At 69.4% G+C, this 25,774-nt stretch carries 23 protein-coding genes; 18 read left to right on the top strand and 5 right to left on the bottom strand.

The window, feature by feature from the left end:
* Window positions 1-451: 451 nt before the first annotated feature.
* From MKK84_RS04650 to MKK84_RS04700, 11 genes are all read left to right on the top strand, one after another.
* Window positions 452-2,143 (top strand): methyl-accepting chemotaxis protein, encoded by a 1,692-nt coding sequence (locus tag MKK84_RS04650; protein WP_243916915.1) that lies wholly within the window; start codon window positions 452-454, stop codon window positions 2,141-2,143.
* A 184-nt stretch (window positions 2,144-2,327) separates the two neighbouring features.
* On the top strand, window positions 2,328-3,008 hold the full coding sequence (tsaB, locus tag MKK84_RS04655; protein WP_243916916.1) for a tRNA (adenosine(37)-N6)-threonylcarbamoyltransferase complex dimerization subunit type 1 TsaB: 681 nt from the start codon (window positions 2,328-2,330) through the stop codon (window positions 3,006-3,008).
* Window positions 3,005-3,520, top strand: a complete 516-nt coding sequence (locus MKK84_RS04660; RefSeq protein WP_243916917.1) for a GNAT family N-acetyltransferase — start codon at window positions 3,005-3,007, stop codon at window positions 3,518-3,520. The genes tsaB and MKK84_RS04660 overlap by 4 nt, the downstream gene beginning before the upstream one ends.
* A gap of 4 nt (window positions 3,521-3,524) precedes the next feature.
* Entirely contained in the window at window positions 3,525-4,391 is an 867-nt protein-coding gene (locus MKK84_RS04665) for a lysophospholipid acyltransferase family protein (protein ID WP_243916918.1), read from the top strand.
* Between the two features lie 168 nt (window positions 4,392-4,559).
* Entirely contained in the window at window positions 4,560-6,296 is a 1,737-nt protein-coding gene (locus tag MKK84_RS04670; RefSeq protein ID WP_243916920.1) for an L-lactate permease, read from the top strand.
* 166 nt (window positions 6,297-6,462) lie between these two features.
* Window positions 6,463-7,800, top strand: a complete 1,338-nt coding sequence (gene miaB / locus MKK84_RS04675; protein WP_243917214.1) for a tRNA (N6-isopentenyl adenosine(37)-C2)-methylthiotransferase MiaB — start codon at window positions 6,463-6,465, stop codon at window positions 7,798-7,800.
* A 22-nt stretch (window positions 7,801-7,822) separates the two neighbouring features.
* The gene (locus MKK84_RS04680; RefSeq protein ID WP_409566441.1) at window positions 7,823-8,929 is read left to right on the top strand and encodes a PhoH family protein; all 1,107 of its coding nucleotides are present in this window, start codon (window positions 7,823-7,825) and stop codon (window positions 8,927-8,929) included.
* Window positions 8,930-8,931: 2 nt separating this feature from the next.
* Entirely contained in the window at window positions 8,932-9,411 is a 480-nt protein-coding gene (ybeY, locus tag MKK84_RS04685; protein WP_243917221.1) for an rRNA maturation RNase YbeY, read from the top strand.
* Between the two features lie 36 nt (window positions 9,412-9,447).
* Window positions 9,448-10,578: a hemolysin family protein gene (locus MKK84_RS04690; RefSeq protein ID WP_243916921.1), complete on the top strand. Its 1,131-nt coding sequence runs from the start codon at window positions 9,448-9,450 to the stop codon at window positions 10,576-10,578.
* Between the two features lie 19 nt (window positions 10,579-10,597).
* Window positions 10,598-12,262: an apolipoprotein N-acyltransferase gene (gene lnt / locus MKK84_RS04695; RefSeq protein ID WP_409566443.1), complete on the top strand. Its 1,665-nt coding sequence runs from the start codon at window positions 10,598-10,600 to the stop codon at window positions 12,260-12,262.
* The gene (locus MKK84_RS04700) at window positions 12,259-13,503 is read left to right on the top strand and encodes an MFS transporter (protein WP_243916925.1); all 1,245 of its coding nucleotides are present in this window, start codon (window positions 12,259-12,261) and stop codon (window positions 13,501-13,503) included. The genes lnt and MKK84_RS04700 overlap by 4 nt, the downstream gene beginning before the upstream one ends.
* Here MKK84_RS04700 and MKK84_RS04705 read toward each other — a convergent pair.
* A complete protein-coding gene (locus MKK84_RS04705; RefSeq protein WP_243916927.1) occupies window positions 13,455-13,958 on the bottom strand; it encodes a cupin domain-containing protein in 504 nt (167 codons plus the stop codon). The two genes, MKK84_RS04700 and MKK84_RS04705, sit on opposite strands and share 49 nt — an antisense overlap.
* Window positions 13,959-14,190: 232 nt before the next feature.
* Between MKK84_RS04705 and MKK84_RS04710 the strand changes: the two genes are divergently transcribed.
* Window positions 14,191-14,691, top strand: a complete 501-nt coding sequence (locus MKK84_RS04710; RefSeq protein WP_243916933.1) for a BA14K family protein — start codon at window positions 14,191-14,193, stop codon at window positions 14,689-14,691.
* 122 nt (window positions 14,692-14,813) lie between these two features.
* Here the strand turns inward: MKK84_RS04710 and MKK84_RS04715 are convergent, their stop codons facing one another.
* Window positions 14,814-16,403 (bottom strand): catalase, encoded by a 1,590-nt coding sequence (locus tag MKK84_RS04715; protein WP_243916935.1) that lies wholly within the window; start codon window positions 16,401-16,403, stop codon window positions 14,814-14,816.
* Between the two features lie 135 nt (window positions 16,404-16,538).
* Here MKK84_RS04715 and MKK84_RS04720 point away from each other — a divergent pair, with 135 nt between their 5' ends.
* The 4 genes from MKK84_RS04720 to ilvA all read left to right on the top strand — a co-directional run bounded on the left by MKK84_RS04720 (window position 16,539) and on the right by ilvA (window position 20,639).
* The gene (locus MKK84_RS04720) at window positions 16,539-17,474 is read left to right on the top strand and encodes a LysR substrate-binding domain-containing protein (RefSeq protein ID WP_243916936.1); all 936 of its coding nucleotides are present in this window, start codon (window positions 16,539-16,541) and stop codon (window positions 17,472-17,474) included.
* Window positions 17,475-17,618: 144 nt separating this feature from the next.
* On the top strand, window positions 17,619-18,677 hold the full coding sequence (locus tag MKK84_RS04725; RefSeq protein WP_243916938.1) for an AbrB family transcriptional regulator: 1,059 nt from the start codon (window positions 17,619-17,621) through the stop codon (window positions 18,675-18,677).
* Window positions 18,674-19,021 carry a diacylglycerol kinase gene (locus MKK84_RS04730; protein ID WP_243916940.1) on the top strand — a complete coding sequence of 116 codons (348 nt, stop codon included), beginning with the start codon at window positions 18,674-18,676 and terminating at the stop codon, window positions 19,019-19,021. Before MKK84_RS04725 ends, MKK84_RS04730 begins: the two co-directional genes overlap by 4 nt.
* Before the next feature lie 88 nt (window positions 19,022-19,109).
* Complete coding sequence (ilvA, locus tag MKK84_RS04735; RefSeq protein ID WP_243916947.1) at window positions 19,110-20,639, top strand: threonine ammonia-lyase, biosynthetic; 1,530 nt, start codon at window positions 19,110-19,112, stop codon at window positions 20,637-20,639.
* 13 nt (window positions 20,640-20,652) lie between these two features.
* Here the strand turns inward: ilvA and MKK84_RS04740 are convergent, their stop codons facing one another.
* The 3 genes from MKK84_RS04740 to MKK84_RS04750 all read right to left on the bottom strand — a co-directional run bounded on the left by MKK84_RS04740 (window position 20,653) and on the right by MKK84_RS04750 (window position 23,750).
* The gene (locus tag MKK84_RS04740) at window positions 20,653-21,312 is read right to left on the bottom strand and encodes an MgtC/SapB family protein (protein ID WP_243917228.1); all 660 of its coding nucleotides are present in this window, start codon (window positions 21,310-21,312) and stop codon (window positions 20,653-20,655) included.
* 82 nt (window positions 21,313-21,394) lie between these two features.
* Window positions 21,395-22,276 carry an EcsC family protein gene (locus MKK84_RS04745; RefSeq protein WP_409566444.1) on the bottom strand — a complete coding sequence of 294 codons (882 nt, stop codon included), beginning with the start codon at window positions 22,274-22,276 and terminating at the stop codon, window positions 21,395-21,397.
* 85 nt (window positions 22,277-22,361) lie between these two features.
* The gene (locus tag MKK84_RS04750) at window positions 22,362-23,750 is read right to left on the bottom strand and encodes an AmpG family muropeptide MFS transporter (RefSeq protein WP_243917230.1); all 1,389 of its coding nucleotides are present in this window, start codon (window positions 23,748-23,750) and stop codon (window positions 22,362-22,364) included.
* A gap of 234 nt (window positions 23,751-23,984) precedes the next feature.
* Here MKK84_RS04750 and MKK84_RS04755 point away from each other — a divergent pair, with 234 nt between their 5' ends.
* Window positions 23,985-25,025 (top strand): histidine kinase dimerization/phosphoacceptor domain -containing protein, encoded by a 1,041-nt coding sequence (locus MKK84_RS04755; RefSeq protein ID WP_243917232.1) that lies wholly within the window; start codon window positions 23,985-23,987, stop codon window positions 25,023-25,025.
* Between the two features lie 68 nt (window positions 25,026-25,093).
* Window positions 25,094-25,525 (top strand): response regulator, encoded by a 432-nt coding sequence (locus MKK84_RS04760; protein ID WP_243916951.1) that lies wholly within the window; start codon window positions 25,094-25,096, stop codon window positions 25,523-25,525.
* The last annotated feature ends 249 nt before the right edge of the window (window positions 25,526-25,774 follow it).

Raw genomic sequence — 25,774 nt, forward strand, 5'->3', positions numbered from 1 at the left:
GATCGGGACGTCGGAGACACCGCGACGAGAAAGACGGCACCGGCCGGGGACCATGCCCGGTCGATGCCGCGGGCGCCGCGGGGACCGGATCCCGCGCGTTACTTGGCCGACACCTGGGTTCCCGCGGCGTCCCGCGTCCCTTGTGTAGCTTCTTGGGCCATGCCCCCGGCGCCGAAAGGCGCGCGGGGACGATCAGACGTGTTCGAAGCCATGCGCGTTCGCGTTCCAGGCTTGCCGCTCCGGGCAATTTATCAGAGCATGCCAAGGGTCATCAGCGGTAAGAAGATTTGCAATCTTTCAATTAAGAAGCGTCTAAATCTATTTTTGTTTCTGAATATTTTCTAGAATGGAGAATTTTATCTTGAAAAGATCGTCATGGTCATTCGATCTTGTTCGGATTGACTGTCGCGATGATCCAGACTTCTGGTGTGACCGGGTCTCGGAGATTCGCATGAGCTTGCTGGCGCGCACGAACATCCTCACGAAACTGCTGTCGATCAACCTGATCACCGCAGCCATCGTGGGAAGTTGCATCTGGTTCGCGCAGGACCGGATGGCCATGGTCGATGCCACGTACAGCATCATGGTCGCGCGCGACGCAAAGGCCGTCTCGAACGTCCGCCGCAGCAACCGTCTTCACAACACGCTGACATATCTGCTGTATCGGATGATGGCCGAGACCGATCCGGAGCAGGTCCGGCGGCTTGCGGCGGCGTTCGAGGTGGCGGTCGCGCAGACCGACGCGACGCTGGCCGAGATCGCCCAGCAGGTTCCAGCCTTCGCCGAACAGGTCCAGGCGCAGCGGGATCGCACCACGCGCTTCGTCGAGCAGGCCTCTGTCGTGCGCAGCCTCGTCCTCGCGGGCCGGAGAAGTGAGGCGCTGGATCGGGCGCATGACGCGGTCGATCCGATCTTCGCGTCGCTCGGGACCGAGGGGACGCGGATCGGGAACGCCATCGAAGACAGCATGTACCGGCGCTCCAACGACCTGACTGCTCAGACCGATGCCACCCGCCACAGCCTGATCGGCTTCGGCGCGCTCGGGATGCTGGCCGGGCTGGTCTGCGTCCTTGTGGTCTCGACGATCGGGATCACCGGCCCCCTCAAGCGTCTCGTGGCGGTCCTGGAGCGAATGGCGCAGGGCGCGATCGATGCCGAGATCGCCGAGGCGCGCCGCGGCGACGAGATCGGCGCCGTGGGCCGGGCGGTCGAGGCCATCAAGTCGTTCATGGCCGCGAAGGCCGCCGAGGAGGCCCAGATCAAGCGCAACGCCGACGAGGCTGCGTTCAACGAACGGCAGCGCGTTCAGGTCGAGCTGGCCGACCGCTTCGAGGCGGCGGTGGTCGGCATCGTCGGCCAGGTCTCGTCCTCGGCCACGGCTTTGCGGGCCACCGCACAGGGCCTCAGCGAGACCGTGGCCCTGACCGCCCGGCAATCCACGGCCGTGGCGGCTGCCGCCGAGCAGGCGGCAAGCAACGTCAACACCGTCGCGGCGGCGGCCGAGGAACTCGGCAGCTCGATCGGCGAGATCGGCCGGCAGGTCGAGGGCTCGTCCGACCTCGCCCGGCAGGCGGTGGACGAGGCCGATCAAACCGCCGCCCTGATGCACGAACTCAGCGCCGCCGTGACGACGATCGGCGCCGTCATCGAGATCATCTCGACCATCGCGGGTCAGACGAACCTGCTGGCCCTGAATGCCACGATCGAGGCCGCGCGGGCCGGCGATGCGGGCCGGGGCTTCGCCGTCGTGGCGGGCGAGGTCAAGGAACTTGCGCTTCAGACCGCCCGGGCCACCGAGACGATCACCGGACAGATCGGTCGGATCCAGGGCCGGACCGGCGATGCCGAGGACGCGATCCGTACGATCACGGGCCGGATCCGCGAGATCAACGGCGTGGCCGCCTCCATTGCGGCGGCGGTGGAACAGCAGGGCGCGGCGACGCAAGAGATCGTGCGCAACGTCGCCCAGGCGGCGGGCGGCACGGATGAGGTGACGCGCAATATCGGCGGCGTGGCCGAGGCCGCGGAGGGGACCGGCACGGCGGCCAGGGAGGTTCTGGCATCGGCCTCCGCGCTGTCGGGCCAGTCCGACCGGTTGAATGCCGAGATCCGTTGCTTCCTCGACACCATCCGGGCCGCCTGAGAACCGCCAGCCGGCGCTCCGGGGCAAAGCGGCGCAAGCCGGCAACACTCCGCCGCTGATCGGGGACACGCGGCCGGCTCGACGCTGACGGGACGGTGATTTTGCTCTATCGATTTTGACTCTTCGCGCCCTTCCGGGGCGCAGGGAGCCGAGGGCCGGTGAAGCCCGGCAGGTGGGAGTGGGCGTGCGTATCCTGGCCATCGACACAGCGCTGGAGACCTGCGCCGCCTGCGTCATGGCGGAGGGTGACGACACGCCGATCTCCACCGAATCGCTCCCGATGGCGCGCGGACATGCTGAGTCGCTTCTGCCGCTGATCGAGCGGGTCATGGCCCGCCTGGACGGCGGCTTCGAGGCCATCGACCGTGTCGCCGTCACGGTGGGTCCGGGCAGCTACACGGGCCTGCGCGTCGGCCTCTCGGCCGCCCGGGCGATCGGCCTCGCCACGGGCAAGCCCGTGGTCGGGGTCGGCACCCTCTCGGCCCTGCTGGCCCATCTGCTGGCCGAGACGATCGAGGGCTCGATCGCCGCGGCGATCGATGCCCGGCATGGCGCGCTCTACGTCCAGGCTCTCAACCCGGGGGGCGACGGCATCGCTCCGGCCCACCTGTCCGTCGCGGACGTCGCCGACCGTTTGGTCGGGGCGGGTCCCGTGCTGCTCGCCGGATCCGGTTCGTCGGCGCTCGCGGCCGCGTTGGCGGAGCGCGGGGTCGAGGCCCGCGTCAGCCGCGTCACGGGGCCGGACATCGCGTCCGTGGCCGCCCTCGGCTTGCTGGCCGATCCCGAACAGGCCCTCCCCCGGCCGCTCTACCTGCGCGGGCCCGACGCGCGGCCTCAGGATCACGCGCGGATCGCCCGGCAATGACGCGGCCCATCCTCTTCTGGCCCTTCGACTGGTGGTCCGCGTGGTGGGACGCGCTGAGTCCCGAGCCCTACGTGGCGCCGCTCACCGATGCCTCGCAGGCCCCGGCGCTGGCCCGGCTGCACGCCACCGCCTTCGCGCGGCCCTGGGAGGCCCATGAATTCGAGCGGATGCTCTGCGAGCGCTCGACGCAGGCGCATGCCCTGTGGCGCGCCGGCACGCTCCACGGCTTCGTGCTCTCGCGCCGCGCCGTCGACGAGGCGGAGATCCTGACCGTGGTGCTGTCACCGGCGCTGCGGGGCGGCGGCCACAGCCGCAAGCTGCTGCGCGAGCACCTGTCGAGCCTTGCGCTGTCCGGTATCGCCCGGGTCCATCTGGAGGTCGACGAGGGCAACGCGCCGGCCCTGCGTCTCTACGCCCGCAACGGCTTCCGGCAGGTCGGTGCGCGCACGGGCTACTACCTCAAGGCCGACGGCAGCCGGGCGACCGCGCTGACGATGAGCGCCGACCTCTGACGCCGTGAGCCGCTTCGGCATCGCCTGCCGCGTGGCGGCCCTGGCCCTCGCCTTCCTGGTTCTGGTGCCGCCGCACTGGGTGGCGCTGCGCCTGCTCGGCCGCCGCTCCGCCCTGGCGCCGATCCTGTTCCACCGGGTCGTCCTGCGCCTGTTCGGGGTGCGGGTGACGCAGAGCGGCACGCCGCCCGCCCCCGGCGAGGCTGCCCTGGTGCTCGCCAACCACGTCTCCTGGCTCGACATCATCGCCATCGGCTCGCTGCGGCCGCTCTCCTTCGTGGCGAAGTCTGAGATTGCCGGCTGGCCGGTGATCGGCGTCCTCGCCGGGCTTCAACGGACGATCTACATCGACCGGCAGCGCCGGGGGGCGACCGCCACGGTGAGCGTCGCGATGGGACATCGCTTGGCCGAGGGCGAGCTGGTCGTTCTGTTCGCGGAGGGTACGACCGGCGACGGCACCCGGCTCCTGCCGTTCCGTTCGTCCCTGGTCGGCGCCGCCCGAGCGGCGCTGCAGGCCGAGGCTGGCCGCAGCCGCGTGCGCCTGCAACCGCTGGCGATCGCCTATCCCCGGCGCAACGGCCTGCCGGTGACCCGCTCCGAGCGGGCCGAGATCGCATGGTACGGGGATATGGAACTGGCCCCGCACCTCACCGCCTTCGTGCAGGGCGGCCCGCTCGACGTGCATGTCGCCTGGGGCGCACCGATCGCCTTCGAGGCGACGACGGACCGGAAGGTCGCCACCGCCGCCGCGGAGGCCGAGGTCCGCGCCGCGCTGCGGGGCATCGGCACGGGGGGCTGCCGCACGCCTGCGGTCAGCGTAAGCCCGGCCCGCCCGGGCCTCGACCTTCACGACCCGGAGGTCGCGGCGATCTGATTGTGCGGGCACGACCCCTTTGTGGCGTCACCTGCGATGATCAGACCGCACGCTAGATCATCAGTAGAAATGGTCGCTGTAATACATGATGCAGTGCATTGAGCAGGCCGAATCTCTCTGCTAGCTAGGCCGCAACCCGCATCAGGCGGGATTAGTGGAGGTCGCCCGGTGCAAACCTGGAATCAGGTTTACGATCCGTTTGGGAGCGCTTGGCTCTCGACGCTTGCCGCCTCAGTGCCGGTCATCGCGCTGCTCGCCATGATCGCCAGTGGGCGCGTGAAAGCCCACATCGCGGCCGTGATCGCGCTGGGACTCGCCATGCTGGTGGCCGTCGTCGGCTTCGGCATGCCGACGGAACTCGCCACCCGCGCCGCCATCCTCGGGATGGTCACGGGCTTCTTCCCGATCGGCTGGATCATCCTCAACGTCATCTTCCTCTACCGTCTGACGGTGGAGAAGGGCTGGTTCGCGATTCTGCAGCAATCGGTCGCCGGCATCACGGCCGACCGCCGCCTGCAACTGCTCCTGGTCGCCTTCGCGTTCGGCGCCTTCTTCGAGGGCGCGGGCGGCTTCGGCACCCCGGTCGCCGTCACCGGCGCGATCCTGATCGGTCTCGGCTTCTCGCCGCTGGCCGCCTCCGGCCTGTCGCTGATCGCCAACACCGCCCCCGTCGCCTTCGGCGCCCTCGGCGCGCCGATCCAGGGCCTCGCCTCGGTGACCGGTTACCCGCCCGAGATCCTCGGCGCGATGATCGGCCGGCAATTGCCGCTGTTCTCGCTGATCGTGCCGTTCTGGCTGATCTGGGTGTTCGCGGGCTTCCGCGGCATGATCCGGGTCTGGCCGCCGATTCTGGTCTGCGGCGCCACCTTTGCGGTCGCGCAGTTCCTGATCTCCAACTACGTCAATCCCTGGATCGTCGATATCGGCGCATCGTTGGCCTCGATGCTCGCCCTCGTGCTGTTCCTGAAGGTCTGGCAGCCGCGCGAGATCTGGACCTCCCCGGCACTGCGCGGCCACGATCCGTCGCTCGCCGTCGCGGGCCCGCGTCCGGTGGCGCTCGGTGCCGGCGTGCCCGGCATGCCCCCGGTCCATACCGGCGCCCGCACGGCTTCGCAGGGCGAGATCCTGATGGCCTGGGTGCCGTGGATCGTGCTTTCGATCATCGTGGCAATCTGGGGCACCGGCTGGTTCAAGGGCATCGTCAACCCGCTCTTCACCTGGAAGTACGAGGTGCCTGGCCTGCACAACGTGATCATGAAGGTGCCTCCGGTGGTGGCCAAGCCCGTCCCCGAGGGTGCGGTCTTCCTGTTCACCTACATGTCGTACACCGGCACGGGTGTGCTGATCGCCGCGCTCATCTCGGGCCTGATCATGCGCTTCTCGCCGCTGCGGCTGATCACGGCCTACTTCGAGACCATCTGGGCGCTCCGCTACTCGCTGATCACGATCGCGGCGATGCTCGCGCTCGGCGTCCTCACCCGCTACGCGGGCGTCGATGCCACGCTCGGCCTCGCGTTCGCCGGCACCGGCATCCTGTACCCGTTCTTCGGGACGCTGCTCGGCTGGCTCGGTGTGGCGCTCACCGGGTCGGATACGGCTTCGAACGTGCTGTTCGGCGGCCTGCAGCGGATCACCTCCGAGCAGCTCGGCCTGCCGGGCGTGCTGATGGCGGCGGCGAACTCGTCGGGCGGCGTGATGGGCAAGATGGTCGACGCCCAGTCGATTGTCGTCGCCTCCACGGCCACCGGCTATTTCGGCCAGGAAGGTAAGATCCTGCGCTTCGTGTTCTGGCACTCGATCGCGCTGGCCTGTCTGGTCGGCCTGTTCGTCATGCTCCAGGCCTACGTACCGTTCTTCCAGCAGATGGTGATCGACGTGCCGAACGCGGCGCCGGTCGCCCACTGAATACCGGCGGCAGACACATCTGCCGCCCGACTACACCGGCCGCCTACGGGCGGCCGGTCGCGTTTCAGGGACGCCGCGACGCCTCGCGCGATCCGTGCTACAGGCCGGACGCCGAGCCCTGCGGGGCGGGCGCATGGATCACGCTGACGGTTCGGGACGGCGCGCGTTGAAGAAGGCCTACGTCAAATCCTACGGCTGCCAGATGAACGCCTACGACGCGGCCCGCATGGCCGATGTCCTGGGCGCCGAGGGCTACGCGCCGACCGATTCGGTGGACGAGGCCGATGTCGTCGTCCTCAACACCTGCCATATCCGTGAGAGGGCCGCCGAGAAGGTCTATTCCGAACTCGGCCGCCTGCGTGTCCTGAAGAACGAGCGGACCGCGAAGGGGCTCGATACGCGCATCGTCGTGGCGGGCTGCGTCGCCCAGGCCGAGGGTGCCGAGATCCAGGCGCGCCAGCCCGCTGTCGATGTCGTTGTCGGCCCGCAGAGCTACCACCGGCTGCCCGACCTGCTGGCCCGCTCCCGCGAGCGGCGCGTGGTCGATACGGAGTTTCCGGTCGAGGACAAGTTCGACCACCTGCCCCGGCGGCGTACCCTCGGGGCCTCGGCCTTCCTCACCGTGCAGGAGGGCTGCGACAAGTTCTGCGCCTTCTGCGTGGTGCCCTACACCCGCGGCGCCGAGGTCTCGCGTCCGGTCGCGAAGGTGCTGGCCGAGGCGGAAAAGCTCGCCGAGGGCGGCGTGCGCGAGATCACGCTGATCGGCCAGAACGTCAACGCCTATCACGGCGCGGGCTCCGACGGCGCGCCGGTCGGCCTCGCCGAACTGGTGCAGGCCGTCGCAAAGATTCCCGGCCTCGCGCGGATCCGCTACACGACGAGTCACCCGAACGATTTCGACGACGCGCTGATCCGGGCGCATGCCGAGGTCCCGGCCCTGATGCCCTACCTGCACCTGCCGGTGCAGTCGGGTTCGGACCGGATTCTCGCGGCGATGAACCGCAAGCACACCGGCGACGCGTATCGACGCCTGATCGACCGGATCCGTGCTGCGCGTCCGGACATTGCCCTCTCCTCCGACTTCATCGTCGGCTTCCCGGGCGAGACCGACGCGGATTTCGCCGAGACCCTGCGGCTCGTGCGCGATATCGGCTTCGAGAGCGCCTTCTCGTTCAAGTACAGCACACGCCCGGGGACGCCGGCCGCCGATCGCACCGATCAGGTGACCGAATCCGTGATGGCGGCGCGGCTTGCGGAGCTGCAGGCGCTCCTCGACAGCCGGCGCTACGCCTATCAGCGCGCGGCTGCTGGCCAGGTCTTCGACGTGCTGGTCGAGAAGCCGGGCCGGTATCCGGGGCAGGTCGCGGGCAAGACGCCGCACCTGCTCGCCGTGCAGTTCGATGCAGCGCCGCACCATATCGGTTCCGTGGTTCCGGTGCGCATCATCGAAGCCGGCACCAACAGCCTGTTCGGACAGCTCGTCTCGGAAGCTGCGGCGGCATGAGGCACATGACGAGGATGACGGCTTGAGCGCATCGGACGGGGCGGGCGCGCGCGGCGCGCTCAAGGGGCGCGGCCCGGCGGCGCGGCCGCCCGGATCGGACGAGCCGGTCGAAGTGCCGCTGACCTTCGACGACAACCGCCTCGCGAGCCTCGTCTTCGGCCAATACGACCAGAACGTCGCCCATATCGAGCGGCGGCTCGATGTGACCGCGACGGCGCTCGGCAACCACCTCGTCATCAAGGGCTCGCCCGACGCCGCCGAGAAGGCCCGGCGGGTGTTCCAGAAGCTCTACACCCGGGTTCGCACGGGCGGCAGCACGCTGACGCTCGGTGATGTCGACGGCGCGATCCGCGAGGCCACCGCGCAGGCGACGCTGTTCCCGGCCGAGACCATCGCGGCCGAGGCCGACAAGCCGCATTTCGAGCAGATCGCGACTCGGAAGCGCGGAGCCGTGCGGGCGCGCAACCCGGCGCAGGACGAATACATCAAGCTCCTGCGCACCAACGAGCTGGTCTTCGCCGAAGGCCCGGCCGGGACCGGCAAGACCTGGCTCGCCGTCGGTCACGCGGTCTCGCTGCTGGAGCAGGGCCATGCCGAGAAGCTGATCCTGTCGCGTCCCGCCGTCGAGGCTGGCGAGCGCCTGGGCTTCCTGCCCGGCGACATGCGTGAGAAGGTCGATCCGTATCTGCGCCCGATCTACGACGCGCTCTACGACTTCATGGAGGCACGCCATGTCGATCGGGGCCTGCAGACCGGGCAGATCGAGATCGCGCCGCTCGCCTTCATGCGCGGGCGGACGCTCACAAATGCCGTGGTGCTGCTCGACGAGGCGCAGAACACGACCTCCATGCAGATGAAGATGTTCCTGACTCGCCTGGGCGATGGCTCGCGCATGATCATCACCGGCGATCCGAGCCAGATCGACCTGCCGCCGGGCCAGAAGTCGGGTCTCGTGGAGGCGGTCCGGGTGCTGGAGGGCGTCGAGGGGATCGGTCGCGTGCGGTTCAAGGACGTCGATGTGGTCCGCCACGATCTCGTCCGCCGGATCGTCACCGCCTACGAGAGCGCAGCCCACGGGGCGGACGAGGCCGACCGCAACCCGAATCCCCGGCGCAGGCCGCTGGCGTGAGCATGCCGCACGAGATCGACCTCTCCGTCGAGGATGAGCGCTGGGAGACGGCGATTGCCGACCTCGAAGCGCTCGTCACCCGCGCCGTGGAGGCCGGGCTGGCGATCGCCCCAGAGAAGCCGGACGGCCCCGTCGAGGTCAGCGTCCTGCTGACGGATGATGCTGCGGTCCAGGAGCTGAACAAGACCTGGCGCGGCAAGGACAAGCCGACCAACGTCCTGTCCTTCCCGGCCGCCCCGCAGCCGCGGCATGCGCAGGTCGCGACGCCGCTCGGCGACGTGGTCCTTGCGTACGAGACCCTGGTGCGCGAGAGTGCGGAGCAGTCGAAGCCGCTCCAGAATCACCTCGCTCACCTCCTCGTCCATGGCACCCTGCATTGTCTCGGTCAGGACCACGAGATCGGCGAGGCCGAGGCCGAGGCCATGGAATCCCTCGAAGTCGCGGCTCTCGCGACCCTCGGTATCCCGGATCCCTATGCCTGAGTGCGCGACGTCCGAACGCTCCCAGACCCGAGAGACATGAGCAACGATCGAAGTCGCGGCGCGGCCCTGGCCGCGCCCAGTTCCAACGAGGGCGAGTCCCCAAATCGGGAGCCCTGGTACGACCGCCTGCTACAGGCGCTTCACCTCAAGCCGCGCGATTCCCTACGCGAGGGTCTTGAGGAGGCGCTGGCGGAGCCGGATGCCGGCGAGAGTGGTCTTTCCCCGCTCGAGCGCGTGATGCTCAAGAACGTGCTGGGCCTGCACAAGGTGCGGGTCGACGACGTGATGGTCCCCCGGGCCGACATCGTTGCCGTCTCCAACGAGACGAGCCTCGGCGAACTGCTCAAGCTGTTCCGCACCGCCGGCCATTCCCGCTTGCCGGTCTACGGTGAGACCCTCGACGACCCCCGCGGCATGGTCCACATCCGCGATCTCGTGGATCACATCGCCGCCAAGGCCGAGCCGACCCGGCGCAGCGTCCCGGCTGCCAAGCCCGCCGAGCCGGGGATCGACGGCGCGGTCGATGCGGCGGCCGCGCCGCGCGTCCGCCGTCCGGCGCCACGGCTTCCGCGCAGCCTCGACCTCGGCAAGGTCGACCTGACCACGACCCTGGCGGCGACGCGTATCCAGCGGCCGGTCCTGTTCGTGCCGCCCTCGATGCCGGCGATCGATCTGCTGGTGCGGATGCAGGCCACGCGCACCCACATGGCGCTAGTGATCGACGAGTATGGCGGGACCGATGGGCTGATCTCCATCGAGGACCTGATCGAGGTGGTGGTCGGCGACATCGAGGACGAGCACGACGTCGCCGAGGCCAGTTACGTTCAGCGGGTCGATGGCGAAGGCGATGTCTTCGTGGCCGACGCGCGCACGCCGCTGGCCGAAGTGTCGGAGGCGACCGGCGTCGATCTCGCTGCCGCAGTCGGCGAGATGGCCGAGGAGATTGACACGCTCGGCGGGATGATCGTGACGCTGGCCGGACGCGTCCCCTCCCGGGGCGAGCTGATCGCCGGGCCTGGCGATCTCGAATTCGAGGTGCTCGACGCGGATCCGCGCCGCCTGAAGCGGCTGCGCTTCCACAAGGGCGCGGCGCGGATCGGTGCCGTCGTTCCGCTCGCCCTGCCCCCGCCCTCCAATCCACCGGCCGCCGAGACGCCTCACCCGTGATGGTCCCGGCGTGACGCGCGTGACGGCGGGGTACGCCCGGGCTTCCGCAGCACCGGGCACGCCGACGCATGACCGGATGCCGGGTTTCGTGCAGGCCATCGCGGGTCTGACCGGTTGGCGTCGCCTTGGGCTGGCGTGGCTCGTGGGTGCGCTGGGTGCGCTGGCAATGCCGCCCTTTGGAGCTCTGCCGGCCTTGGTCCTATCGCTGACCGTCGTGGTCTGGCTCATGGATGGGGCCGCTGCGGATCGCCCTGCCCTGCGCCGCCTCTGGCCATGCTTTCTGATCGGCTGGGCCTGGGGTTTCGGTTATCTCACCGCCGGTCTGTGGTGGCTGGGCCAGGCCTTTCTGGTGCAGGCCGACGAGTTCCTTTGGGCGCTGCCGCTCGGCGTCGTCGGCCTGCCCTTCGGGCTCGGCCTGTTCTACGGCACGGGTTTTGGCGCCGCAGGCCTTCTATGGCGCCGGGGGGCGGGGCGGATCGCCGCCCTCGCCTTCGGAATCGGCGGCGCCGAATGGCTGCGCGGCCACCTGTTCACGGGCTTCCCGTGGAACACCCTTGGCATGGCGCTCGCCCAGAACCTCTGGCTGATACAGGGGGCCGCCGAGATCGGCCTCTATGGCCTGACCGTGCTGGCCATCCTGATCTGCGCCGCCCCTGCGACGCTCGCCACCGGCTCGCGGCCGCGCAGCCGGCTCGGTCCGAGCGTGGCCGCCGCCTTGCTGCTTGGCGGTATGGCCCTGTTTGGGGCCGAGCGGTTGGGGTCGGCGGATCCGGTGGTTGCGGGTGTTCGCCTGCGCCTCGTCCAACCGAACCTGCCGCAGGACGCCAAATTCAGACCGGAGAATCGCGCCGACATCGTCGACCGCTACATCGAGTTGAGCCAGCGCCCGGTGGAGGCTGGCGAGCCTGAGCCGACCCATATCGTCTGGCCGGAATCCGCCTTCCCGTTCCTGATTCAGCGCGATCCCGAGGCTCTGGCCAAGGTGGCGGCTGGCCTCAAGCCCGGTCAGCACCTCGTCACCGGCGCGGCCCGGGCCGAGGAACCGCTGCCGGGCGAGCGCCTGCGCTACTTCAATGCCATCCTGGTGATCGGGCCGGATGGCGTGATCTCCGACAGCTACGACAAGGTCCACCTTGTCCCGTTCGGCGAGTACCTGCCCAGCCCCCTCGACGCCGCCCTGCGGGCGCTGGGCCTGCGCCAGTTCGTGGCAGTTCCCGGCGGCTTCTCGGCGGGGGCGCTTGCCGCGCAGCGGATCCTGGCCGTGCCCGGCCTGCCGCCGGTGGCGGCGACGATCTGCTACGAGGCAATCTTTCCGGGTGCGATCCTGCCGGCGGGCCACGCCGCGCCTGCCGCCCATCCCCCGGGGCTGATCCTGAACGTCACCAACGATGCATGGTTTGGCGACACGCCGGGCCCGCGCCAGCATCTCGCCCAGGCACGCCTGCGCGCCGTCGAGCAGGGGCTGCCCCTGGTCCGCGACGCCAATACCGGGATCTCCGCGGTGATCGACCCGCACGGCCGCATCGTCGCCGAAACGCCGCTCAATCAGGAGACTTGGCTCGACGCCGATCTGCCTGCGCGGATCGTCGGGGGCACCCTGTACGGTCGGTTCGGCGACGCGGTCTTCGCGCTGATGCTGGCTGCCTGCTTCGTCGGGGCGGTGACGGCCGGGCGCCGGATATGAGTGCGGGATTCGCCAGCGGGCGTCGGATCCTGCTCGTTCTCGCGCTGATGCTGGTCGCGTTCAATCTGCGGCCGGCGCTCAGCACGGTCGGGCCCCTGCTGGCGACCATCCGGGACGAGACCGGCCTCGGCGCGGGCGGGGCCGCAATCCTCACCACGCTCCCGGTCCTGTGCCTCGGCATCGCCTGCGCGCTGGCAGCGCCGCTGATCCGGCGGATCGGGGCCGATCTCGCGGTGCTCGCGGGGACCACCATCCTGGCGGCCGGGCTGACGCTGCGCGGCCTCGGCGGCCTCGTGCCGCTGTTTGCCGGAACGGCGCTCGCCGCCATCGGCATCGGCCTCGACAACGTCCTGCTGCCCGCTCTGGTCAAGCGCGACTTCGCCGGCAGCAGCGGCCTGATGACCGGGCTCTACACCATGACCCTCTGCCTCGGCGCCGCGGCCGGGGCGGGTGCGGCGGTCCCGGTCGAGCACGCCCTCGGGGGCGGCTGGCCCTCCGCCCTGGCGATCTGGGCGCTGCCGGCGCTGGTCGCCGGCCTGGTCTGGCTCCCCTTCGCACGCCGGCCGAGCGCGCGGTCGGCGCCCTCGGCCGGGCGGCTGCTCCGCAACCCTCTTGCCTGGTGGGTGACGGGGTTCATGGGCCTGCAATCCTCGCTCGCCTACACCCTGTTCGGCTGGCTGCCGCTGCTGCTGCAGGGCCGTGGCCTGACACCGCTGGATGCCGGCCTGTTCGCCTCGCTGACCACGCTGGTCCAGGCACCCGGTGCTTTGCTGATCGCGATGCTGGCCGCCCGCGCCCGCGATCAGCGGGCCTGGATCGTCGCGATCCCGGGCCTGACCGCCGGCGCCTTTCTGGTTCTCGCCTTCGGACCCGACACTCTGCGCGTCCCGGCTGCCTGCGCGCTGGGTTTCGGGATCGGCGGCTGCTTCGGCCTGGGACTCACCCTGATCGTGCTCCGCGCGGCCGACGCGGCCAGTGCCGCCGGCCTGTCGGCCATGGCGCAGGGCATCGGCTACGCCGGGGCTTGCCTCGGACCGCTGGCCTTCGGGCTCGCCCACGAGGCGACCGGGGGATGGGGCATCCCGGGCATCCTGTTCGCGGGGATCGCCACCGCCGCGATCCTGATCGGCCTCGCGGCGGGCCGTGACCGCAAGGTCAGCGCGGCAGAGCCGGAGTTCTCTGGTCCCGTGGCTCAGCCACTGAGCGCGCTCCAGCCCTCGAACCCGGCCAGCGGCTCCTGATCGTAGCGCAGCATCAGGTCTTCCATCGCCTCGGCCTCCGACAAGCGCCCCGCGGCCGCGAGATCCGCCAAGCCCTCGAAGAAGCCCTCACGGGCGAGCGCCGGCGCGAAGCTCAGGGTGAAGCGGACCGGCTCGTCGCCGCGGTTGGTGAAGGCGTGCGGCGTGCCGGGCCGGACCAGCGCGAAGTCGCCGGGCCCGAGATCGATGTCGGCCCCGTCGAGGTGGAGGATGAGGGTGCCGGCCTCCACCGCAAACGTTTCGGTGAGCCGGGCGTGCCGGTGCAGCCCGGCTCCGGGCGTGCGCGGATCCATCGTGACCCGGTAGATGCCGATCGCGTCGGCAGTGGCATCGCTGCGCGCGAGATAGGTGACGTGCATCCCGCCGATCACCGCGTCGGGCTTCGCATCGTACCGGACGATCGCTGTTATGGCATCCTCCCGACGCTCCAAACTCAAGCCGGCCTGCCTCCGCATCATGGAGAACGACCCAGAGCGTCGCAATACTCAGAGAAGTTTAAGCACGTGCCTCGCCGATGCATGACTGCTGAAGGTAGACCTCCCGGCCTGCATCCCGAAGGTCCTTGACTGCCCCCACTCCGCAAGCACGTTTACTCGGAGTATTGCGGCATGGGCCAGCCGTGATGGCCGCTTTCGGCGTCGGGTGATGAGCATGGCACGGATCGCTAGGATGGGATGGCGTCTGGTTTCCGCGGCGCTGTTCGCGTTTGCGCTGACGTCGACGGGGGCCGAGGCGCGCGGGTTTGGCGGTGGTTTCCATGCTGGCGCGGTCGGGCCGCGGGTCGGCGCCTGGGGTCGCCCACTGGGACCCGTTCGGCCGGGCTTCGCTCCCGGCGGCGGCTTTGCCCGGCCCGGCTTCGTCGGCCGGCCTCCCTATGCCCATCGTCACTGGCATCGCGGCGACTCGGGCTACTACGCCTACGGGCTGGGTGGCCTCGGGCTTGGCCTGGGCGTCGGCGGGTTGTTCGGGCGTTACGGCTACCCCTGGTATGACGACGACTACGTCTACACACCGCCGATCTACGTGGCGCCCGTCGAGGTGCCCCTCGAGACGGAGGTCGTGACGGACGATCCCGCCGCCATCGCGGCCTGCGCGCGGCGGTTCAAGACCTTCGATCCGAGCACGCAAACATTCATCGGCAAGGGTTACGTGCGGAGCCACTGCCCCTGAGGCGACATCGCGGCAAGGGGGGCGGCGACTTTCGCCGCGTAAGGGCCGCAGCCTCGACACAACGAAAAGGCCCCGCGCGCTGATGCTCGCGGGGCCTCCCATTGGTCAGGTTTTAGGAGACCTTACTCCGCGGCGACCCGGTGGGCCTGCGAGCCGTCCGTGTAGGTCTCGGCCTGCAGGCGCTTGCCCGGGGCGGCGCGGCCCGGCAGAGGCGGCAGGGCCTTGGCCTTCTCCAGATCGATGCCCGCACCCTCGGCGACGCGACGGCCGTAATCCTCGTCGGCGTGCCAGAAGTGCCAGACCATCCGCAGCTGGATCGGCTCCGGGCACTGCTTCATGTCGCCGACCAGGTTGGCGATCAGGTCGTCGCGCTCCCAATCCTCGAACGAGCGGTAGCGCACGCCCGCCTGGGTGTAGTCATCCTCGGTCCGCGAGGTCTGGTAGCGGCCCAGATTGCCCTGGACCGGCTGGTGATAGTCCCGAGCCGGCTTCGGGGCCTCCTGCAGGCCTTCGGCCAGCGTCGAGGGCTCGTAGTTGATGTGCTTGTTCGGCCCCGTGCCGTCGACCGAATAGGTCATCTGGCCGTCCCGCTGATTCGAATAGACCTTCACGCCGGGCTGCGGCGCGTTGATCGGAAGCTGCAGGTAGTTGGCGCCGACCCGGTAACGCTGCGTGTCCGAGTAGGACAGCGTCCGGCCCTGAAGCATCTTGTCGTCCGAGAAGTCGATGCCGTCGACCAGCACGCCGGTACCGAAGGCGGACTGCTCGACCTCGGCGAAGAAGTTGTCCGGCACCCGGTCGAGCACCATCCGGCCGCAGGGCAGCAGCGGGAACTGGTCCACCGGCCACAGCTTCGTGTCGTCCAGCGGGTCGAACGACAGGTGGTCGTTCGGGCCGTCCGGCATGATCTGAACCGAGAACTCCCACTCGGGGAAATTGCCGGCCTTGATGTTGTCGTACAGGTCGCGGGTCGCGTGCCCGACATCCTTGCCTTGGATCTCGGCGGCCTGGGCCGAGGTCAGGTTCCTGACGCCCTGCTTGGGAGTCCAGTGGAACTTGCACAACACCGCCTCGCCCTGGTCGTTGACCAGCTTGTAGGTGTTGACGCCCGAGCCTTCCATCTCGCGATAATTGGCCGGGATGCCCCAGGGCGACTTCAGGTGCGTCACCATGTGGATCGCTTCGGGGTGCTGGGCCACGAAGTCGAAGAAGCGCCACGCCTCCTGGCGGTTCGTCACCGGATCCGGCTTGAACGCGTGGATCATGTCGGGGAACTTGATCGCGTCGCGGATGAAGAAGACCTTGAGGTTGTTGCCGACGAGATCCCAGTTGCCGTCGACGGTCTTGAACTTCACCGCAAAGCCGCGCGGGTCGCGCTCGGTCTCGGGGCTTTCCTTGGCGCCGGCCACGGTCGAAAAACGCACGAACATCGGCGTCTTGACGCCGGTCTCGTTCAGCACGCGGGCGCGGGTGTACTTGGAAGCCGGCTCGTTGCCGATCTTGCCGTAGGCCTCGAAATAGCCATGGGCGCCGGCGCCGCGGGCGTGGACGACGCGCTCCGGGATCCGCTCGCGATCGAAGTGGGTGATCTTCTCGATGAACTGGTAGTTCTCGAGCGTCGCCGGCCCCCGCTCACCGACCGTGCGGGTGCTCTGGTTGTCGCGGACCGGATGGCCCTGGCGGGTGGTCAGGATCGGGCGTTGATCGGTCATACGTACCGTCTCTCCGTTTGCGAAGGCTCGCGGCTGACACCGGGGACAACCTGGAACCGTTCTCGTGATTGGTTATGACCCTGCCGTGACCCCGAAGCAAATGCATCGTCACAAACGCTGTGATAGATAGGGTCTATGAATCTCTCGGGCCTGTCCCTGCGCGATCTGGAATACGTCATCGCCGTCGCCGACGAGGGCCATTTCAGCCGGGCGGCGGAGCGCTGTAACATCAGCCAGCCGACGCTGAGCGTGCAGATCCGCAAATTGGAAACCGCCCTTGGCGTGGTTTTGTTCGAACGCTCGAAGCGCCGGATCCTTCTGACGGAAGCAGGTCAGGTGATCGTGCGGCAGGCGCGCGTCGTCCTGGTCGAGGCGCAGCGCCTGCTCGCCTTCGCCAGCGAGGGACGCGGCTCGCCGCTCACCGGGCGCCTGATCCTCGCCGCGATTCAGACCCTCGGTCCCTATCTCTTTCCGCTGGTGCTGCGGCCGCTGCGCGAGGAATATCCGCTGCTGACCCTGTCGCTGCGGGAATCCCGCACAGCCGACATCGTCGAGGGCCTGCGAGACGGGCGGATCGATGCGGCCCTGGTTTCGCTGCCGGTACCCCAGCACGGGTTGACCGCGTCGCCCCTGTTCATCGAGCCGTTCTGGCTCGCCTGCCCGGCCGAGCACGCCCTCGCCCGCGGCGGCGCCCTGTCGGCCACCGAGATCGCGGGGCCGGACCTCCTGCTCCTCGACGAGGGCAACTGCTTGCGCGATCAGGCGATCGCGGCCTGTGGCGCCGGCTCCTCGATCGGCCGCCACGCGACGAGCCTGGAAACCTTGCGCTCCATGGTGGCGGCCGGAGCCGGGTACACCTTGCTCCCCGCTTTGGCGGTGCCGGCCGGGCCCGACCCGAGCGGGCTGATCGTCACGCGGGCGTTCGACCTCGACGGTCCCGGCCGGACCATCGCCCTCGTCTGGCGTACCAGCGATCCCCGTGCGCCCGGCCTGTCGAGCTTGGCGGCCTTCTTCCGGGCCCACGCGCCGCCCGGTACGGCGGCCTGTCGCGATATGACTCCACGGATCTGAGCGCCGCGCGCAGCCTCGGAGGCGTGAGCCCTGACATCCGCGCGGGGCCGCGATGCTCAATCTTTGCCGTGACAGGGCCAATATTGCCGTGTAGCGCGCGGAGGACGCCTGACCGTCCGTCCGGGCCCCGCCCCTCCGATCGCCTTGCCCTCCCTTCGCTCCATCGGCCTCTGGGCCGCCCTCATCGCCGCGTCCGCGGCCATCTCGTACGGGCTGATGCGCGCGCATTTTCCGGCGGCTTTGCTGCTCGGACCGATGATCGCAGCGATTGCGTTCGGCGTCGGCGGATCGCGGCTCCACGTGGCGCGGCCCGCCTTCAACGCCGCGCAGGCGATGATCGGCTGCCTCGTTGCCCACGCCGTCACCGGGCAGATCGCCCAGACCCTGCTGGAGGATGGCCCGCTTATCGTCGCCGTCGTGCTCGTAACGGTGGCGGTCAGCGGCGTCGTCGGCTTGGTCCTGACGCGCCTGCGGGTGCTGCCCGGTACCACCGCGGCCTGGGGCTCCTCGCCGGGCGGCGCCTCCGCGATGGTGGCGATGGCCGAGGATTTCGGTGCGGATCCACGGCTCGTGGCCTTCATGCAGTATGTGCGCGTAGCCGCCGTGGTGTTCTCGGCCTCGCTGGCCGCCCGGTTTCTCATGGAAAACCCGGCCGCAGCGGGTGCCTCCGCCGGTGCCGAGGCGGTTGAGCCGCTCTCCCTGCTGGCCACCCTCGCGGTGGCGGTGATCGGTGCCGGCGCGGCGCTGGCGCTGCGGGTGCCGGCCGGTGCTCAGATCGGTCCGATGGTGCTGGGAAGCCTCCTCCACGCCACCGGCCTCGTTCGGATGGCCCTGCCGGTGCCGATCCTCGAACTCGCCTATGCCTGCATCGGCATCTATGTCGGCCTGCGCTTCACCCGCGAGACCCTGCGCCTCACCATCACGGCGCTGCCGGGGATCCTGGTGGCGACCTTCTCGGTGATCGCGCTCTGCGCGGCCTGGGGCTGGGGGCTGACCCTGCTGCTGCCGATCGACCTGCTGACCGCCGTGCTCGCCACGAGCCCGGGGGGGCTCGACTCGGTCGCGATCATCGCGGTCGGCTCGAAGGCCGACGTCTCCTTCGTGCTGGCGGTCCAGACCCTGCGGTTGTTCGTGGTTTTGCTCACCGGACCGCTGCTCGCCAAGTGGATCAGCCGGTCCGTGCCGGAGGGCGCGGCCCGATGAACGCCCTGGTCCTGGCCTTCCTCAACTCCTGGCGCGGCCTGCGCCATGGCGCGCGCACCGAGCGGGCGGTCCGACAGGAACTGGTATTGCTGGCGGTGGGCGTGCCGGTGGCGTTGCTACTCGGCGCGACCCTTTGGGTGCGTGTTGCCCTGATGGTGAGCCTGCTGCTGATGCTGGCCGCCGAGTTCCTCAACACCGCCGTCGAGAAGCTCTGCGACCACGTCCATCCGAGCCACCATCCGATGATCGGCCGGGTGAAGGACCTCGCTTCGGCCGGGACCTTCATGGCGCAGGTGGCGGCGCTGCTGGTGTGGGTGGCCGCGCTGGTCGAACGGCTGGGCTGATCTGCCCTGCCTGTCAGGTGCTCGCTTCTCTGACTGTGAGGGTCTATCTGCCGGACCTATCCAAGTGCATCGCCTGAGATCCCGCCCCGTGACGGACTACATCCGCAAGATCCTCACCGCCCGCGTCTACGACGTGGCGATCGAGAGCCCACTCGATCCGATGCCGCGTATCACGAAGCGGCTCGGTCGACCGGTGCTGCTGAAGCGCGAGGATCTGCAGCCGGTCTTCTCGTTCAAGCTCCGCGGCGCCTACAACAAGATGTCGGGCCTGAGCCCCGAGCAGATCGCCCGCGGCGTTGTCTGTGCCTCGGCGGGCAACCACGCTCAGGGCGTCGCGCTCGCCGCCGCAAAGCTCGGGGCGCGGGCCGTGATCGTGATGCCGCGCACCACGCCGTCGATCAAGGTCGATGCCTGCCGAGCCCGGGGTGCCGAGGTGGTGCTGCATGGCGACGCCTTCGACGAGGCGCTGACCCAGGCCAAGATCCTCGAAGCCGAGCAGGGCCTGACCTTCCTGCACCCCTTCGACGATCCGGAGGTGATCGCCGGCCAGGGCACGATCGGCAAGGAGATCCTGGAGCAGCATACCGGACCGATCGAGGCGATCTTCGTGCCGGTGGGCGGCGGCGGGCTCGCCGCCGGCATCGCCACCTTTGTGAAGTACCTGCGCCCGGGCACCAAGGTGATCGGCGTCGAGCCGGAGGACGCCGCCTGTATGGCCGCAGCGCTGGCCGCCGGGACCCGGGTCAGCCTGCCCACGGTCGGGCTGTTCGCCGACGGCGTCGCCGTGCGGCAGGCCGGCGAGGAGACCTTCCGGCTCTGCCGCGAGCACCTCGACGAGGTCATCACGGTCGATACCGACGCCATGTGCGCGGCCGTCAAGGACATCTTCGACGATACCCGCGCGGTGTCGGAGCCCTCCGGCGCGCTGAGCCTCGCCGGCGCCAAGCTCTATGCCGAGCGCGAGGGCGGCGACGGAACGCTGATCGCCATCTCGTCGGGGGCCAATCTCAACTTCGACCGTCTGCGCCACATCGCCGAGCGGGCGGAGATCGGCGAGCAGCGGGAGGTTTTGATCGGCGTCACGATCCCCGAGCGGCCCGGCGCTTACCGGGCCTTCATCAATGCCCTGGGGCCGCGCGCCGTCACCGAGTTCAACTATCGCCACGCTCCGGGTGCCGAGGCGCAGATCTTCGTTGGTATCAACGTCACCGGCGGCAGGCACGAGAAGCAGGCGCTGATCGGCTCCCTGCGCGAGGCCGGCTACCGCGTCCTCGACATGAGCGACAACGAGATGGCCAAGGTCCATGTCCGCTACATGGTGGGCGGCCGGGCCGTTGGCGTCGCGCACGAGCGGCTGTTCCGCTTCCAGTTCCCGGAGCGGCCCGGCGCGCTGATGAAGTTCCTCGACGTGCTGGGGCCCGACTTCGACATCACGCTGTTCCACTACCGCAATCACGGTGCGGATTATGGCCGCGTGCTGGCCGGCATCGCAGTCCCCCCGGGCGAGCGGGCGCGGTTCGATGCGGTCATCGAGGCGCTAGGATACCCGGCCACCGACGAGACCGAGAACCCGGCCTACCGTCTGTTCCTCGACGGCGAGATGGCCGGGGCTGCGTGAGGCTGGGCCCAGTCTATTCGGACGCGTCCTCCACCGCAGTCACGTCCGGCATGGCCCGGAGCTTCTCGGCGATCGCCGCGACGCTCGTCCGCGAAAGTCGCACGAAAGTGACCGTAACGTCGTCGAAATCCGGGTTCGCGCTGGGGCGGACCGTGAAGGTCCGCACCCGGGAGGTGCGCTCGCCCGTCGCCATCTGAAGGGTGTCGATCGACAACCTGCCCGCGCGTGCAGTCAGCCGGAGCGTCCGCGCCCGCATCCGGTCGCGCCATCGCTCCTCGAACGGCTTCACACCGGCCAGGATGCCGACGATCAGCGCCGTCGTGGCGATGGCCGGCACGTAGAGCCCGCTGCCGATCGCGAGGCCGATCGCGGCCACGCCCCAGAGGCTCGCCGCCGTGGTGAGCCCCTTCACCACCTCGCCGCGCAGCAGGATCGTCCCCGCCCCCAGGAAGCCGATCCCCGACACGACCTGGGCCGCGATACGGGACGGATCGAGCACGACATGCTCGGTGCCCAGCACGTCGCCGAAGCCGAAGGCCGAGACCAGCATGATCAGGCAGGAGCCGACGCAGACCAGCATGTGGGTCCGCAGGCCTGCCGCCCAGAGCAGCCGCTCGCGTTCGAGGCCAATCACGCTGCCGAACAGGGCCGCCAGCGCCAGCCGCGCCACCATCTCACCGTTGCCGATCACGACCCGCTCCGCTCATCCGCGTAATGCGGAATGAGCCGATCCTGGACGATGATGAGCCGACTTATCAACTGGTTCCCAGCGCCGCCTTCTCGACCTCGTAGGCGGCCCGCACGACATCCGGCCCGTAGGCGCGCTCCAGGCGGCGGACGGTGAAGTGGGCCCGCGCCGTGGCCTGAAAGTGGTTCATGAAGGCGGTGTTGACCGCTGCCCCGCCGAACGCCCCGAGGATCGGCACCGCCTGCGCGGCAACTTTCTGCGATACGACGATGCCGAAGCGGGCCGCGATCTGCGCGGTGAAGCGGATCAGCGCGGGGGCCGACTGGTCGAGAAGGGTCTTGCTGCCGGCGTAGCGCGCGGCCTCCGCCAGGGTCTTGGCCAGGGCTGCGCGGACCGCGAAGTAGCCGCTCTCGGTGAGCGCCGAACCCGCCTCCGTGACCGCCGGCGCCCGGCCGCCCAGGGCGAAGACCTGCACGCAGGCCAGCGCGCCTTCGGGCGTTTCCAGATCCTCGCCCGCCTCACGGGCGATCTCGGCGATCGAGCGGAGCATCAGCGTTGTCGAGACCGGCAGTTCGACCGCCAGGGTCGAGAGGCCGAACGCGCCGCCGATGGCGCCGGACAGCGCGGCATAGGCCTTGTGCTTGGCGTCGCCCGAACCGAGGAGCCGCGTGATCCGACTCTCGGCCTTGGCGGTCGCCGTCCCGAGTGTCTCGCCCCCAGTCGCCGGCGCGAGTTCCGTGCGGGGCAGCGTCGCCAGCGCGACCCGGAGGGCGCCGCGCATGGCGGCCTCGGTGCTGCGGCTCACCACCTCGGTTACGGGTGCCGGCAGCGAGCGTCCGATGATGTCCAGCGGCGCCCCGGCGGCTGCGGAAAGGCGGGCGGCGAGGCTCGGCCGTTCCAGGGCCTGCACGGCCCGGCGCAGGGCGGCGAGATCCGCCTCGCTCAGCATCGTCTCGCCGGTCACCGTCGGCAGCGTCGTATCGGCGCGGGAAATATCGGTCGTGGTCATCCAAGGATCCCTGGATCTGTTCCGGTCACACGGCCCCCGGGGCGCGCGCCGTGGAAGGAAGTTCTGCGCCCGTCGCGCGGTTCCCCACCGCGTTCGGCCCCGGTGCTAACGGAGCCTCCGCGGCCGTTCTGCCGCTGCGACGACCGACGGCGAGGCACAGTGCCAGCACCGGAATGCCGACCAGCGATGTCAGCACGAAGAAGGCCGGGTAGCCGATGGCCGCGACGATGAAGCCCGAGGCCCCCGCGATCAGCTTGCCGGGCAGCGCGTAGAGCGAGGAGAACAGCGCGTATTGCGTTGCCGCGTAGGCCGGGCTGGTGAGACTCGACATGAAGGCGATGAGCACGATGCCCGCGAAGGAGCCGCAGAAGTTCTCGATCGAGATGGCCACCGTCAAGCGCCAGAGCTCCGGGGCGCCGGCCGAGAGCCACGCGAAGGCGAGGTGCGAGGCGGCCGCCAGGAAGGCGCCTAGCAGCAGCGTCGGGAACAGGCCGAGCCGCGCGAGCGCCCAGCCCCCCGCGAAGCCGCCCGCGATTCCGACCCAGATGCCGTAGAGCTTGGTGACGGTCGCGATTTCCTTGAGGTCGAAACCGAGCGTCCGGTAGAGCGGGCTCGCCATCACCCCCGAGAGGAAGTCCGGCAGGCGGAATAGCGCCACGAGCAGCAGGATGCCCCACAGGGCGTTCCCGAAGCGGCCGTGCAGCTCGATCAGCGGTTCCAGCACGGCACGGCGCATCGACCAGAGCCGCGAATGGCCGGGCGTGTTGGCCACGGTCGCCCGGTGGGCATCGAAGGCGGGCGCCAGCAGAGCGGCCCCCATGCCGACCAGCATGAGCGCGGCCATGATCAGGTAGGCCAGCGTCCAGCCCCCGGACGCGGCGATGAACAGCGCGCCGGCGCCCGCGGTGATCAGCCCGAGGCGGTAGCCGAGGTTCGATGTCGCCGCCAGGATGCCCTGGAAGTCGCTGCCGGCGGCGTCGATGCGCCAGCCGTCGATGACCACGTCCTGGCTCGCCGCGCAGAACGCGACCAGGAAGGCCCCGAACCCGAGCAGCGCGAGGTTGGTCTTCGGATCGGAGAAGGCCATCAGGACGAGGCAAATCGCGACGGCGGCCTGCGTCGTCACCATCCAGGCCCGGCGGCGACCCAGCCGCGCGCCCAGGACCGGTACGTTTAGGCGGTCGATCGCCGGCGCCCAGAGGAACTTCAGCGAGTAGGGCAGCGCCACGTAGCTGAAGAGCCCGATGGCGCGCACGTCGATGTCCGAGAAGGCGAGCCGGAGCGTGAAGGTCCCCAGCACCAGCAGCAGCGGCAGGCCCGATGAGAATCCGAGCGCGAGCATCAGGATAATGCGCCGATCCTCCACGATGTCGCGGAGACGGAAGCGGCGCATAGCCTGTGGCTGGTTGCCCATGGCATGGAACTCCTGAGCCTTCATGGCCTTGATCCCGCGAAATCGTGGCAACTGTGCGCCGCGGTGATGCTCGCTGGATTGTGATGCAGGTCGCCTCGATCTTGATCGAAGCTTGGTTAACGCAATCTCCATGCACCGTGGATCGGGGCTGGGAGCTATGGGACGGACGCGTCGCGTTACACAGTGTGGAATGATGCGGTGAGTGCCCGATCGGAGCCCACTCCGCCACCCGCGATGCTGGTCGATGCTTTCGCACGCAGCCTGTCGCCGATGGTGATCACCGACGCCCGCGCACCCGATAACCCGGTCGCCTGGGCCAACGATGCTTTCCTCCAGGCCACTGGCTACGACGCGACGGAGGTCGTCGGGCGCAATTGCCGCATGCTCCAGGGGCCGGGCACCGATCGGGCAACGGTTGAGCGGATTCGCGCGGCCGTCGAGGCGGCCGAGCCGATTTCCGTCGAGCTGCTCAATTACCGGAAGAATGGCACGGCGTTCTGGAACGCCATGACGATCACGCCGGTGAGCGACGCGCAGGGTGTGGCGTTCTACTATGCCGCCCAGGCGGACATGACCCCCACCCACCAGCTCGAAGACACGATGCGGGGCACCAACGACGAGCTCGAGCGTCTCGTCGATGCCCGCACGCACGCCCTGACCGCTGCGCTGGAGCAGAAGACCGCGCTGCTGCACGAGGTCGATCACCGGGTGAAGAACAATCTTCAGGTGATCTCCTCACTGATGCTTCTGAAGGCCCGCCGCACGCCGGAGGGCGAGGCGCGCGACGCGCTCCAGGGCATGGCGGAGCGCATCGGGGCGCTGTCGACGGCGCACCGGCTGCTCTACTCGGAGGGGGACTGCGCCCATTTCAATCTCGGCGAGTTCGCGTCCGAATTCCTGTCCGACATGAATGCGGGCCTCGACCCTGAGCGGCATCGGATCGAGGCCGACGTGGAGTCGATCTCGGTGGCGGCCGCGATGGCGGCGCCGCTGGCTCTGCTGATCCACGAACTCACCGCTAACGCCCTGCGCCATGCCTTCCCGGACGCACGAGAGGGACGGGTGTCGATCGCCGCGAAGCGGACCGAGCGAGGGATGCATCTGACGATTCGGGACGACGGGGTCGGCCTCGCGGCGGCGCCGCCGAACCCGGCGGGTTTCGGGCGCAATCTCGTGGAAATGGTGGTGCGGCAGATGCGTGGAACCATCGCCTGGATGGATGCCGTGCCGGGCACAACCGTCGAGATCGACATCCCGCTGCAGACGGCGTCTTGAGTATTCGGCGCCAACACTCCACGCTCGCCGAAGCGTGTGCGATCGAGGCGTCGGAGCACGGAGACGGGATGGGGACCGGAAACGCCGGGGCCGCGCTTCGTATCCTCGTGGTCGAGGACGAGGCACTGATCGCCCTGGAGCTCGAGTGCCTGCTGGACGATCTCGGGCATGTCACGGTGGGCATCGCTGGAACCTCTGCCGAGGCGATCGCGCTCGGCCGCTCCATGGCGCCCGACGTCGCCCTGGTGGATATTCATCTCGTTGACGGCCCGACCGGAGTCGATGTCGCTCGTGCGCTCTCGGAGGACCGGCGCACCACCGTGGTGTTCATGACGGCCAACGCGAAGCGGATTCCGACGGATTTCGCGGGCGCCATCGGGGTGATCGCCAAGCCGTATTCCGAGCGGGTGGTGGCCAGTACCCTCGACTACGTGGCGGAACGGCGCGCCGGCCGGAGCGGAGAGGTCTGCCCGGACGGATTTTTGCCGGCGCCAGGGTGAGGTTTTCTGGGTTTATGGCAGGCCATCCTCTTATCCTCAGCGAAGGCCGTGCTTTTCACGCATCTCTCACGGACATCGACGCTGGCGGCAGAGCGCGACAGGCCCCCTCTCCCGTGCGGGAGAGGGTTGGGGTGAGGGGCGAGAACTCGCAGGATAAGGCAAGAAATCGATGCGCCGACAGGGCGCGCGTCGTTTTGCGACTTCGCGACCCTCACCCCGTCCCTCTCCCAACCGGGAAAGGGGGACTTG

The sequence above is a fragment of the Methylobacterium sp. E-065 genome (genome assembly GCF_022829605.1).
Taxonomy (GTDB): Bacteria; Pseudomonadota; Alphaproteobacteria; order Rhizobiales; family Beijerinckiaceae; genus Methylobacterium.